Source organism: Cupriavidus sp. DL-D2, assembly GCF_039710735.1.
Lineage (GTDB): Bacteria > Pseudomonadota > Gammaproteobacteria > Burkholderiales > Burkholderiaceae > Cupriavidus.
Genome location: NZ_JBDKXK010000073.1, coordinates 1 through 13,019 on the forward strand (window position 1 = coordinate 1; position 13,019 = coordinate 13,019).

At 64.1% G+C, this 13,019-nt stretch carries 11 protein-coding genes; 2 read left to right on the plus strand and 9 right to left on the minus strand.

Annotated features, from left to right (window positions below; genetic code table 11):
• Positions 1-107: 107 nt before the first annotated feature.
• Positions 108-737 carry a LysE family translocator gene (locus ABDB81_RS26730; RefSeq protein WP_346814042.1) on the minus strand — a complete coding sequence of 210 codons (630 nt, stop codon included), beginning with the start codon at positions 735-737 and terminating at the stop codon, positions 108-110.
• A 454-nt stretch (positions 738-1,191) separates the two neighbouring features.
• Here ABDB81_RS26730 and ABDB81_RS26735 point away from each other — a divergent pair, with 454 nt between their 5' ends.
• Positions 1,192-2,040, plus strand: a complete 849-nt coding sequence (locus ABDB81_RS26735; RefSeq protein WP_346814043.1) for a CPBP family intramembrane glutamic endopeptidase — start codon at positions 1,192-1,194, stop codon at positions 2,038-2,040.
• A gap of 8 nt (positions 2,041-2,048) precedes the next feature.
• Here the strand turns inward: ABDB81_RS26735 and ABDB81_RS26740 are convergent, their stop codons facing one another.
• The 3 genes from ABDB81_RS26740 to ABDB81_RS26750 all read right to left on the minus strand — a co-directional run bounded on the left by ABDB81_RS26740 (position 2,049) and on the right by ABDB81_RS26750 (position 4,609).
• The gene (locus ABDB81_RS26740) at positions 2,049-2,690 is read right to left on the minus strand and encodes a DNA-3-methyladenine glycosylase I (protein WP_346814044.1); all 642 of its coding nucleotides are present in this window, start codon (positions 2,688-2,690) and stop codon (positions 2,049-2,051) included.
• Between the two features lie 121 nt (positions 2,691-2,811).
• Positions 2,812-4,122 carry an MFS transporter gene (locus tag ABDB81_RS26745; RefSeq protein WP_137928394.1) on the minus strand — a complete coding sequence of 437 codons (1,311 nt, stop codon included), beginning with the start codon at positions 4,120-4,122 and terminating at the stop codon, positions 2,812-2,814.
• A 160-nt stretch (positions 4,123-4,282) separates the two neighbouring features.
• Positions 4,283-4,609, minus strand: coding sequence for a hypothetical protein (locus ABDB81_RS26750; protein WP_160473095.1), 327 nt, complete (start codon positions 4,607-4,609; stop codon positions 4,283-4,285).
• Positions 4,610-4,861: 252 nt separating this feature from the next.
• Here ABDB81_RS26750 and ABDB81_RS26755 point away from each other — a divergent pair, with 252 nt between their 5' ends.
• Positions 4,862-5,752, plus strand: coding sequence for a class III extradiol ring-cleavage dioxygenase (locus ABDB81_RS26755; RefSeq protein ID WP_171020528.1), 891 nt, complete (start codon positions 4,862-4,864; stop codon positions 5,750-5,752).
• A gap of 12 nt (positions 5,753-5,764) precedes the next feature.
• Here ABDB81_RS26755 and ABDB81_RS26760 read toward each other — a convergent pair whose 3' ends face one another.
• From ABDB81_RS26760 to ABDB81_RS26780, 5 genes are all read right to left on the minus strand, one after another.
• On the minus strand, positions 5,765-6,877 hold the full coding sequence (locus ABDB81_RS26760; protein WP_346814060.1) for an MFS transporter: 1,113 nt from the start codon (positions 6,875-6,877) through the stop codon (positions 5,765-5,767).
• Between the two features lie 133 nt (positions 6,878-7,010).
• Positions 7,011-8,234: an MFS transporter gene (locus ABDB81_RS26765; RefSeq protein WP_346814045.1), complete on the minus strand. Its 1,224-nt coding sequence runs from the start codon at positions 8,232-8,234 to the stop codon at positions 7,011-7,013.
• A 194-nt stretch (positions 8,235-8,428) separates the two neighbouring features.
• Positions 8,429-8,779 carry a GFA family protein gene (locus ABDB81_RS26770; RefSeq protein ID WP_346814046.1) on the minus strand — a complete coding sequence of 117 codons (351 nt, stop codon included), beginning with the start codon at positions 8,777-8,779 and terminating at the stop codon, positions 8,429-8,431.
• A gap of 19 nt (positions 8,780-8,798) precedes the next feature.
• Entirely contained in the window at positions 8,799-9,218 is a 420-nt protein-coding gene (locus tag ABDB81_RS26775; RefSeq protein ID WP_346814047.1) for a GNAT family acetyltransferase, read from the minus strand.
• A gap of 205 nt (positions 9,219-9,423) precedes the next feature.
• Entirely contained in the window at positions 9,424-13,017 is a 3,594-nt protein-coding gene (locus ABDB81_RS26780) for an indolepyruvate ferredoxin oxidoreductase family protein (protein ID WP_346814048.1), read from the minus strand.
• Positions 13,018-13,019 lie beyond the last annotated feature (2 nt).

The window sequence follows — 13,019 nt, forward strand, 5'->3', positions numbered from 1 at the left end:
TTAACGACATGTTATGCCCTACACACAAAATTCCTGACAGGCCCGTTTTCAGCGCCTGCCCTCTCCCCCGGCCGCTCTCCCGTTCGGCGGGAGAGGGGAGCAAACATTCACCGCAAATCGCTCCGCCGATACAAACTCAGCCCCACCGCCAGAAACGCCAGCATCCCTGCGCAACCCCGGTTGATCCATTGCACCGCGCGGCCGGACAGTGTGCGCACTGCGTGCCGGCCACCGAACGCGTAGATCGACATCATCAGGATATCCATCAGTGCTGCCACTACGGCCAGGATCACGTATTGGATGGCCACGGGCTTGTCCGCGTGGACGAATTGGGGCACGAAGGCCGAAGTAAACAGGATGGCCTTGGGATTCGAGAGCGCCACGAACAGCGCGCGCAGGAACGCGGCGCGGCCGCTCGATGACGAGGCGTCGACCGTGGCGACCAGCGCCTGGCTGGGCGCGCGCCACATCGTCACGGCGAGGTAAAGCAGGTAAGCCGCGCCAACCCACTTGATCGCCGAGAACAGCAGTTCCGATGCCTGAAGTACCGCGCCCAGTCCGCAGCCGACCGCACCGATCAGGATCAGGTCGGCCAGTGCTGCGCCGCCGATCCCGCAGGCGGTAACCCGCATGGGCCGCGTGGCGCCGTTGCTGAGCGCAAGGAGCATCGTCGGGCCAGGCGTCACCATCACGGTGGCAACGGCGATCAGGTAGAGGAACAGGGTAGTGGTGTCCATGGACGGCTCCGACGCGGCAAGCCGCCAGTGTGGACCCAAGCCGTGCCTGTGGACAACCCCGTGCACAAGTCTGTGCCCTGACTGGGCGCAAGATGTGGGACGTATACGTACAACCGGCGAACAACTTTGCACGTATACGTGGCAGGCCGGAATGCTGGCGCGGGTTATCCACGGCCGTCCACGTATACCCCGCGCATCTGCCCTTGCGGTTATCTTTTCTGCAACCTGTTGATCGATAAGGGGAAAAGGCGGTTATCCACTGTGCGAGCTCAGTGTTAACCATTACTACTACTATTTATGTATACGTAAACAATGACGTAAACCGTAAACGCATTGTTGCGGGTTCGGTTTTTTCCGCGTTGCGCTACAGCAATACCCCACCACAACGCGTCACGCGCAGAAGGGCCCAGTCCTAGAATGTCGGCTTTCCAGCACCATGTGCCCGGCATCCACCATGAACCGTCCCGAGTCCGATATCCAGCCCATCTCACTGCCATGGGCGCTGGCATTGACCTTTGCGGCGTGGTTCATGGAAGTCATCGTGACAACGCTGCTCCGGCCGATGCTGATGCGATCCGGCCTGGACCTTATGGCGGCGGCTTCGATTGTTCGCATCCTGGCGTGCGGCATCGTGTTTGCCATGCTGCTGCACCAGAGTGGCCTGAGCTATCGCAGGTTGTTCCACGAAAGCCGCTCCAGCGCGATGGCGACGGTGGTGTTGATTGGCGTGCCGATCCTGATGACAGTGCCGCTGATCGTCCTGCTCGATGGCGCAGCGATGTGGCTGCTCGAAAAGGCGCTGCCGCTATCTCAGTACGAAGTGACCATATTCGAGATGATGAGCGGCGGCCTGGGTAACTGGGTGCTGGCCTGCGCCACTGCGCCGATGGTGGAAGAGATGTTCTTCCGCGGCATCATCCTGCGCGGCATGCTCAAGCGCTACGGGACCACCGATGCCATCGTCTACTCGGCGTTCGTGTTCGGCCTGATGCACTTGAACGTTTATCAGTTCGTGATTGCCTTCGCGATTGGGATTCTTGCTGCCGTGTTCTATGTGCGCACGGGTTCCTTGTGGCCCGGCATCGTGCTGCATGCCGGCATCAACATCGCGGTTACAGCGTTGGGCGAGTTGAAAGTGGAATCCATGGGGGAGATTCCGCTCCTTGTCTGGGGCACGGCCGCAGTCGCGTGCCTGATTGGCGCCCTGGCGTTGCGCCGGCTGCTATGGCGCCCCGCCACAGCAACACCACAGGCCGCGGCGGTCGGACCCGACACCGAGGGCCCACCGCCTGACGCCGCATAAGATGCCGCCTACCGCGGCACCTTGAACGCCTTGCGGGCGTCCAGTGCCTGGGTGCGGGTGGTGCAGCCGTCCATGTGATCGTTGACCAGCCCCATTGCCTGCATCAGCGCGTACATCGTGGTGGGACCGACGAACTTCCAGCCGCGCTTTTTCAGGTCTTTCGATAGCGCCGTGGACTCCGGGCTGATCGCCATGGTGCGCAGTACCTCCGGTGTCAGCTTCCTGGGACGGCTTTTCGGATCGGGTTCGAATTTCCAGAAGTAGGCCGCCAGCGAAGGCTCGGTCTTGAGCAGTTCCTGGGCGCACTTCGCGTTGTTGATGGCCGCTTCGATCTTGCCGCGATGGCGCACGATGCCGGCATCGCCCAGCAGCCGCTCCACGTCTTTTTCGGTGAAACGCGCGACCTTGTCGATCTCGAAATTGGCGAAGGCGCGGCGGAAGGCTTCGCGCTTGCGCAGGATCGTCAGCCAGCTCAGGCCGGACTGGAAGCCTTCCAGGCAGAGCTTTTCGAACAGCCGGCGGTCGTCGTCCACCGGGAATCCCCATTCGTTGTCGTGGTAGTGGCAGTAGTCTTCGAGTTCACCGCACCAGCCGCAGCGTACCTGGGCCTGGGCTGACGGTTTCGAGGACTTCGCGGACGTGGTGGTCATGGAGTCGATCCGTGCGGAGCAAAGCGATAGCGTACCGGATGCGGCACGCTGGAATCGGACATTCGAATGTAAAAAAGCCAACCCGCAGGTTGGCTTTTTCGTAACAAAGGCGAGGTGCCGGTCAGGCCAGTTTCTTGCCCGTGCGGTCGTGCATGAAGAACAGTGCGACGACGCTGATCGCGGCAGCCGCAATCACGTAGTAGGCCGGGGCCAGCTTGTTGTGCGTGGACTCGATCAGCCACGTCACGATCAGCGGGGCAAAGCCGCCGAAGATCGTCACGGCGAAGTTGTACGCGAGCGAGAGACCCGTGGAACGCACTTCGGTCGGGAACTGCTCGGCCAGCACGGCGGGCGCCGGGCCCGTGAACGCGGCCAGCAGGATGCCCAGCACGATCTGCACCTTCAGCAGCGTGGCGGTGGTTGGTGCCACGTTGAGCCAGTGGAAAAGCGGATAGGCGAGTACCAGAATCGCCAGCGCCACCACGGTCAGCATGCGCTTGCGGCCCACGCGGTCGGACAGCATCCCCATCAGCGGGCACAACACCAGGATGATGGCGCCGCAAATGGCCGTGGACTGGAACGTGGCGCCCAGCGGCAGACCCAGTTGCTGCTTGGCGTACGACGGCATGTAGAACACCAGTACATAGGTGCAGACCGTCCAGAGGATGGTCACGCCAAGGCCGGCCAGCACTTCGCGCGGATGGTCGCGCAGCACTTGCGAGAGTGGCGAAAACTTCACGTTGTTGGCGCGGCGCTCGGCCTGGCGTGCCTCGAACTCGGGCGGCTCTTCCAGATGCGAGCGAATGTACATACCCACCGGGCCGATCAGCAGGCCGAACAGGAACGGAATGCGCCAGCCCCAGGAATCGATCTGGGCCTGATCCAGACCGTTGATGACCAGCGCGCCCATGGCGGCACCCAGCATGAACGAAATGCCCTGGCTGGCCTGCTGCCAACTGGCGTACATGCCACGTTCTTCATCCGGAGCGTGTTCGATCAGGAATGCCGTGGCGCCACCGACTTCGCCGCCAGCCGAGAAGCCTTGAATCAGGCGAGCCAGCACGATCAGCGCGGGCGCCCAGAGGCCGATGGAGTCATAAGTCGGGGCCAGGCCGATAATGGCCGTACCCAGGGCCATCAGCAGGATGGTCAGCGTCAGCGCAGCCTTGCGGCCCACGCGGTCGGCGTAGACGCCTAGCACGATGGCGCCCACGGGACGCATGAAGAAGCCCACGCCGAAGGTGGCGACGGTGAGCAGGAACGAGGTCAGATCATTGCCGGTGGGGAAAAACAGCTTGGCAATGATGACGGCGAAAAAGCTATAGACGGTGAAATCGAACCATTCCAGGCCATTGCCGATGGTGGCGGCGATGATCGCGCGTCGTCGGGTGGATTTGGAGAGGTCGTTTGCAGTGGCTGCGGTAACGGACATGGGGCTTGATACAGAGGAAGGAACCGGTGGATTGCCCCCGCCGGTTATGGTCCGGCGGTGACGCAAGGCGTCATCTTAAGCGATTCCTTACATCAACCCAGCCAGCAGCCCTGCCCACCACGTTGGTACGCAGCACAAAAAGTGGCGAATCAACGAGGGTTCAGAGAGCGCCGTGCCCCGTATGGCTGGCGATGGCATCGGCGTCGGCCGCTGCTCGGGTGGGGGCCTGGACGTCAGGCGTGGGGGCAGGCCGCTTGCGCGTGAACCATAGCCACGCGGCACTGGCCGTCCAGCCGATCACGAAGACCGTGTCGCCAGCATGATTGAACAGCGCGGCGGCAAAGGGAATGCCGAAGGCTTCGGCGAGCATATCGGCGGGTAGCCGCGCGATGATCCACAGCAGTACGGCTGGGCCGCTGCCATAGACGCCGGGCTGCCACCACAGGGCGTGGGGCAGGGCGTGCAGGGGATCGAAACGCTTGGCCACTGGGCTTTCTCCGGCGGATGCGTCATGGCATCTCTGGGCACATCATAGGCCGATTCCGACTACGGCTGCCCCGGTGCTGTTGCGCATCTGCATCGTTTGTGTGCGGTATCCAACGCCCTCCGATGCCGCTTCACGCAGGGGCACCCGTAGCTTCAAGTTTTTTGCACGAAGTGTCCGCAAACGGCGCGCGTTGCCGCCCCGGATCTTTGCCAGACTTCATGCATTGCAGAAAACCGCTGAACGGCTTGCGCCATGACTACCTTGCTTCCCGCCATCTACGTCTCCCACGGATCCCCCATGCTCGCCATCGATCCCGGCCCTACGGGCGCCGCGTTCGATGCGCTTGGCGAGCGCCTGCGCACGCTGAAGCCAAAGGCCGTGCTCGTGATCTCGGCACACTGGATTTACAGCACGCTGGCCGTGGGCACGCGCACCCGGCAGGAAGCGTGGCACGACTTCGGCGGCTTTCCGCGTGAACTCTACGCGCTGCGCTACGACGCCCCGGGTTCGCCGGAACTGGCCGCACGCGTGAAATCGCTGATCGAGGCAGCCGCCATTCCCGGCGCGAGCTACGTCGGCGAAGATCCGGATCGGCCACTGGACCACGGCGCCTGGATGCCCATGCGCCACTTCTTCCCGGATGCCGATGTGCCCGTGGTGCAGCTCGCCTTCAACCCGTACCTGAGCCCGGCGGCGCAGATCGAGATTGGCCGCGCGCTGGCGCCGCTGCGTGCCGAAGGCGTGCTGGTGGTGGGGTCGGGCAGCTTCACGCACAATCTGCAGGAGGTGTTCGGCAGCGGCGAGCGCAAGGCGCAGCACGGCCCGCAGACCGAGCCCTATGTCGATGCGTTCCGCGGCTGGATGACCGACGCGCTGAACGAAGCACTGGCCACCGGCGATGTGTCGCGTATTGCGGACTATCGGACGCAGGCGCCGTACGCGCGCCGCGCGCATCCCACGGACGAGCATCTGCTGCCGTTCTACGTGGTGCTGGGCGCAGCAATGGGTTCCGCCGAGGCGGGAGCCAGCCAGGCCGAGGTGGCCCGGATTGCCGATGAGGTCACCTACGGCGTGCTGGCGATGGATACCTTCGTCTTCCAGGGCATGGGCACCGGCCATGCGCCACTGCCCAAGGCTGCCTAAGGTTCAGGCGGCTCAGGTCCTGAGATACCGGCGCGCAGCCCGCGCGCCGAACAAGGCGATGTAGCCCATCGTCAGCGCCACCACGGCGAGGCCGACGCGGAGGTTGGCCAGATGCGCCACGCCACCGATCAGTACCGGGCCGATCAGCATTCCTACGTAAGCAAAGCGCGCCACGCGTGCGATGGCCTCGGCCGGGGTCACGCCGGGCAGGAAGGACGCCGCCGCAAAGAAGATCGGCACCATGTTGGCGGCGCCCAGTCCCATCAGCGCGAAGCCGATCAGCGCGGCCAGCGGGAACGGCACGAAGAGCGCCAGCGCGATGCCCGCGAATCCCACCCAGGCACTGGCGGTCAACGTGCGCGCATCGCCGAAACGGGCACGCAGGAGATCCCCCCCGAACCGGCCGCAGGCCATGCCGCCCGAGAATGCCGCATAGCCGAAACTGACCCAGTCGAGCGGTGCCTGCGTGACTTCGCGCATGTAGACCGTGGTCCAGTCGTACATCGCCCCTTCGCCCACCAGCCCCAGGAACGCCATCAGGCCCAGCAGCCACAGCGCGCGCGAGGCGTGCTCGCGATGGTGCTCGGCCGATGGCAGCGCGGGGTGATCCGCAAGCAGGCCCGGCGCGACGCCGATCGCCACCGCAGCGGTCATGGCCGCGATCATCGCCGCGTGCGCAAGCGGGGGTACATCCAACGAGATCATCAGACCGCCGAAAGCCGCGCCAACCATCCCGCCCAGGCTGAACATGCCGTGCAGCGCCGACATCACGGGCCGCGTGCGGCTGGCTTCCACCGTAGCGGCCTGCGCGTTCATGCCGACATCGAACAGGGCATTGGTCATGCCAAACACGAGCAGCGTCGGCAGCAGCAAGGCGAAGCTCGGCACAGCCAGCACGCTCAGCGTGACCAGCGAGAAGGCCACGCCGCCAATCATCGACGCTTTGCCGCTACCTAGACGGCCCACCCAACGTCCCACCGGCCCCATCGCAAGGATGGCCCCCGCAGCGACAGCCAGCATGGCGAACGACAGCATGGCATCGGAGAGTTCGAAGCGCGCCTTGATGGTGGGGATGTGTACGCCCCACGTGGCGAACGTGGCGCCGTTGGCAAAGAACAGCGCCATCGTGCCGCGCGTGGCGCGCGACACCGCTTGCGGGGTCGGGGCGGGAACTGCAATCGGGGGCGAGGCGGTTTCGAACGAATAATCGGACATCAGGTACGGCCAGGAACAACAAAAAAGATTGGAAGTGAGCGCTTTATGCGACGGCGGCGTCCTGCCGCAGCAGGCCGCGCTGGTGCAGCGCGTAGGCAAACGCGCCCAGCGCGCCGAGCGCCAGCGCCACCATGACCCACAGCATGAGCCAGTAGCCGCCAGCGGCACGCCAGAGCAGCGCGCCGAACCATGGCGCTGCGGCCTGCATCAGCAGCACCGGGGTCATCATTAACCCATTCAGCGTGGCGTAGTGATGACGCGAGATCAGTTCGGGCATCGCCATCGCGCGCAGCATGGTGTTCACACCGTTGGCAATGCCGTAGCAGATGGCCGCGACCATGAGCCAGTAGCCATGGCCGAAGGTCAGGCAAATCAGGCCCACGCTCATGACCACGTACACGGGCATCGACAGTCGAACCGGCTGGCTGATCGGCAGCCGTGCCATGGCCAGGCGTCCCGCCACCTGCGCGGGGCCAATCAGCGCGGCCACAATCAGTTGCTGCCCGACGGGCATGCCCTTCTCGGTCAGCATCGGAATCAGGTGCGCGCCGAGCAGCGAGGCGATCACGGCCGTGGCTGTAAAGGCGGCGACCACGGCCCAGAACACCGGCTCGCGCAGCGTGGCGCGCGCAATGCCCTGCGAGGCGGGCGAAGCGCCGCCGGGAAACGGCGTGCCGGAATAGGTGGCATGCACGGCGTAGCGCAGGCGGGCATGGAGCGGGGCGCAGACGAACAGGTTCAGTGCGGCGAAGATGACCAGCGTCTCGCGCCAGCCCAGATGCAGCACCAGCCATTGTCCGATCGGAATGAAGATCGTGCTGGCGAAGCCGGCGAACAGCGTCACCTTGACGATGGGCTTCTGGTAGCTGTCGCCAAACGCCTGCCTCAGCACCACGAATGCGGGTTCATAGAGCGTGGAAGCCATCGCCAGACCCAGCGGAATCCACATCAGCAGGAACACGGTTGGCGATGGGCACCACGCCCACAGCAGCAGGCCCGCAGCGGCGAGTACCGAGCCGCAGCCCATGACCTTGCGTGCAGGTACCCGATCAAGCAGGCGGCCAACCGCAAACGAGCACATGGCCCAGACCAGCAACCCCAGTGAGAAGCCACCCGCGAGGAATGGCTTGCCGAAACCCAGTGCCTGATGCATGGGTTCCAGAAAGACCGTGAACGTGAAGTAAAGCGTGCCCCAGCTGATGATCTCGGTAATGCCGAGCGTCCAGATGATCTGGCGAGGGGAGAGGTGCGGGGCGGTGGCGGTCATGGCGCGCCCGGCGCTTTCGGGGGCGCCGGTGTGCGGGGCGGTCAAGGAAGCGGAAATTGTATCGGCGCCGCCTCTCCAGCGGGAAACCAATTCAGTGGGTGCTTAAGGGGGTATCGTCGGCACCGGATTGAATGAATATCCATGGCATGAATTTAAGTTTGATAAAAATCGCCATAGGTATTCGTCATCCATATTTACTTGTGCGCGCCGTCGTAGTCGATCACCTTGATCGTGGTGAGATCCAGTCCATCGAGACACCGGGCATTGATTGCCGCCGTAGGCGTGCCTTTCGGATCGGAGGCTTCGGAGTACGGGCCGACACCGCAGGTCGGACAGAAGCGGTGCGCGATCTTCATCGTGTTGAAGCGATAGGTGGATGCGTTGGCGTCTGGCGTCTTCAGCCGGAAATCCGTCATCGGCACGAACCAGAGCAGATGGCCTCGACGGCGGCACATCGAACAATTGCATTGCAGCAATTGCGTGATCTCGCCATCGGCTTCGAAGGCGATCTGGCCGCAGTGGCAACTGCCTTGGTAAGTGGTCATGGGGGTCTCCGATCAATGTTCAGTGGTCCGGAATCAGACGCTTGCCCAAGCTCACCGCGGCATCGCGGCCATAACCGAGCCGGTCGTAGAACGCGAGCACCCCGTCGTTGGTCTCGCGCACCAACAGGTTGATCTTGGGACAGCCGCGCTCGATCAGCAGTGCCTCGGCGCGGGCCATTAGCATGCGCCCGTAGCCACGACCCTGCAATTCCGGATCGACCGCCAGGTAATAGACCCAGCCCCGATGCCCGTCGTAGCCGATCATCGCCGTGGCGAGCACGTGCCCGTGGAGTTCGCCAACCTGGAACAATTCCGGCTGCGTCGTCAGCTTGCGCGCGATGTCCTTGTGCGGGTCGTTCCACGGCCGCGTCAGGCCGCAGGCTTTCCAGAGTTCGACTACGGCGGATTCATCGGCGGGGTGATAGGGGCGGAGATGCATGGTGATGCGGTGAGGGTTTGGGGCATCACAGTGTAGCTACGTTAGCTGAACATTGAACCGCTGGCCCTCTCCCTCAGCTCCTCTCCCGCAGGGCGGGAGAGGAGAGCCAACCGAGAGCGATCGAATCACCCGTGGTGTTCTCCCCTCTCCCGCAAGCGGGAGAGGGGCGGGGGAGAGGGCCGGCGCTTCGTATGCCGCAGCGATATCAAGCCGCCCGCTCTCCAACCTTCGGATCGCGAAACACTCCCAGCAACCGCGCCCACTTGCCACGCGCCGCTGCCAGGTTGTTCTCCTTCACATGCCCAAAGCCGCGAATGTCGTCCGGCACGTTGGCCAACTCAACAGCCGTGCTGTGGTTCGCCGCCGTCAGGCCACCCGACAGTTCATCGAGCAGTGCCCGATATTCGCCGATCAGCGCGCGTTCCATACGGCGTTCCTCGGTACGACCGAACACGTCCAGTGGCCCACCGCGCAGGCCCTTGAGCTTGGACAGGATGCGGAACAGCGTCATCGTGGACGGACCGAAGCGGCGCTTGACCAGATGTCCCTTGTCATCGCGCTTGGCCGTGATCGGCGGCGCCAGCCAGAAGTTGATCTGGTAGTCACGGCCCGGTTCGCCTTCGAACTGCGCGCGCAGCTTGTCGAGGAAAAGCGGGTCGGTGTACAGGCGCGCCACTTCGTACTCGTCCTTGTAGGCCATCAGCTTGGCGAGATTGCGCGCCGCAGCTTCTGTCAGCGGCAGGGGTTTGCCAGCGCCGACCAGCGCGCTCTCCGCAGTGCGGACGCGCTGGATGGCATCGCGATATCTGGACGCATAAGCCGCATCCTGATACTTGGTCAGCAGCTCCACGCGATTGGCGATCAGCTTCTCCAGCAGCGCGCCGGACGATGTCGGCAGCTTCACCACATCGGCCCCTTCGGTCTGCGTCTTGAGCTTGCCCGTCAGCGACAGCACATGATCCGGGTCATGCGCCATATGACGGCCCCAATCGAAGGCGGCCTTATTCTTCTCCACCGACACACCGTTCAGTTCGATGGCGCGCTCCAGCGCTTCGAGCGACAACGGAATCCATCCCTTCTGCCACGCGTAGCCCAGCACCAGCGGATTCGTGTAGAGCGTGTCGCCCAGCAGCGCCACGGCCAGTGCGCTGGCGTTGATGAAATCGCACTGTTCGCCCACGGCGTTGCGGATGTCCTGCTCTGCCGAGAGACCCGGGAACTGCCACTTCGGATCCTTGATGAACGCGGCGGTCGGCGTCTGCGCCGTGTTGACGATGGCGCGCGTGCGGCCATGCTGCGTCTTCGAGATGACATCGTCGGTGGCCGAGACAATGGCGTCGCAGCCGATGACGAGATCGGCCTCGCCCATCGCGATCCGCGTGGCATGCAGATCCGAAGGCTTGTCCGCGATCTGCACGTGCGAGAGCACCGCGCCACCCTTCTGCGCCAGCCCCGCCATGTCGAGCACCGTCACGCCCTTGCTTTCCAGGTGCGCGGCCATGCCGAGCAGGCCGCCGATCGTCACTACGCCGGTGCCGCCCACACCCGTGACAAGGATGCCGTACGAGCGGCGCATCGTCGGCAACTGTGGCAGCGGCAGTTCAGGCAGGCCAGTCATCGCGATGCCCGTGGCCTGAGGCTTGCGCACCTGCGCACCTTCCGCCGTGACAAAGCTCGGGCAGAAGCCGTTCAGGCACGAGAAGTCCTTGTTGCACGAAGACTGGTTGATCTGCCGCTTGGTGCCGAGTTCGGTTTCGAGCGGCTCCACGGACAGGCAGTTCGACTTGACCGAGCAGTCTCCGCAACCTTCGCACACTGCATCGTTGATGAACGCGCGGCGCGCCGGATCGGGGAACGTACCGCGCTTCCTGCGGCGGCGCTTCTCGGTGGCGCAGGTCTGGTCGTAGATCAGGATCGTGCAGCCTGGCACCTCGCGCAATTCGCGCTGGATGGTATCGAGCTGGTCGCGATGATGAACGGTCAGCCCTTCCGGCAGCTTGATCGCACTGTTGTACTTCTCGGGCTGATCCGTGACGATGACGATCTTCTTCGCGCCTTCCGCCGCCACCTGATAGGCGATGTCCTGCACCGAAAGCTGGCCGTCCACGGGCTGGCCGCCCGTCATCGCCACCGCATCGTTGTAGAGGATCTTGTACGTGATGTTCACGCCCGCCGAGATCGACGCGCGGATCGCCAGCAGCCCCGAGTGGAAATACGTGCCGTCGCCCAGGTTGGCAAAGACGTGCTTGTCGCCGGCAAACGGCGCCTGGCCGATCCACGCCACGCCCTCGCCGCCCATCTGGCTGAAGGTGCTCGTGCTGCGGTCCATCCACACCGTCATGTAGTGGCAGCCGATACCGGCCAGCGCGCGCGAACCTTCGGGCACGTTGGTCGATGTGTTGTGCGGGCAGCCCGAGCAGAACCACGGCTTGCGCTCGGCGGTCACGCGCGGCGTTGCCAGCGCCTTTTCCTTGGCTTCGATCACGGCCAGTCGTGCGGCGATATGCGCGCGCACGTCGCTGGGCAGGTCGAACTTGTCGAGTCGCGTGGCGATAGCCTTGGCGATGATCGCCGGGGATAGTTCGTAGTGCGCCGGCAATAGCCAGTTGTTCTGCGGGATCGACCATTCGCCGCCCGCGTTGTCGCGCTCGTCGAACTTGCCGTAGACCTTGGGGCGCACATCGTCGCGCCAGTTGTACAGCTCTTCCTTGAGCGCGTACTCCATGATCTGGCGCTTTTCCTCGACGACGAGGATTTCCTGCAGCCCCTCCGCAAACGCACGCGCGCCGTGTGCCTCCAGGGGCCAGACGCAGCCCACCTTGTACAGGCGGATGCCGAGCTGCGCGCAGGTCGCGTCGTCGAGTCCCAGGTCGGACAGTGCCTGGCGCGTATCGAGATATGCCTTGCCGGCAGTCATGATGCCGAAACGCGCGTGCGGCGAATCGATCTCGATGCGGTCGATCTTGTTCGCGCGGACATAAGCCAGCCCCGCGTACCACTTGAAGTCGAGCAGCCGCGCTTCCTGTTCGAGCGGCGGATCAGGCCAGCGGATGTTCAACCCGCCCTGCGGCAGGATGAAGTCGTCGGGCAGCACGATCTGCACGCGATGCGGATCGAGTTCGACAGAGGCTGACGACTCCACCACATCGGTCACGCACTTCATCGACACCCATAGGCCCGAGTAGCGGCTCATCGCCCAGGCGTGCAGGCCGTAATCGAGATACTCCTGCACATTGGACGGATAGAGCACCGGCAGCCCGCACGCCTTGAAGATGTGCTCGGACTGGTGTGCCAGCGTGGAGGATTTTGCGGAGTGGTCGTCACCGGCCAGCACCAGCACACCGCCGTGGCGGCTCGAACCGGCCGAGTTCGCATGCTTGAACACATCGCCCGTGCGATCCACGCCAGGGCCTTTGCCGTACCACATGCCGAATACGCCATCGAACTTGGCGTCCGGATACATGTTCACCTGCTGCGAACCCCATACCGACGTGGCGGCGAGGTCTTCGTTCAGCCCGGCCTGGAACACCACGTTGTGGGCGGCCAGGTGCTTCTTGGCCTTCCAGAGCGATTGGTCGAGCGCGCCGAGCGGCGAGCCGCGATAGCCGGAGATGAAACCGGCGGTATTGAGGCCGGCGGCGCGGTCGCGTTCCTGCTGCAGCATCGGCAGGCGCACAAGGGCCTGCGTGCCGCTGATGTAGATGCGGCCACGCTCAAGCGTGTATTTGTCTTCGAGGGAAACGTTTTCGAGCGCGCGACGGATAGCGTCGCTGACCGGGGCGGTCAGTGGGGCATTCATAT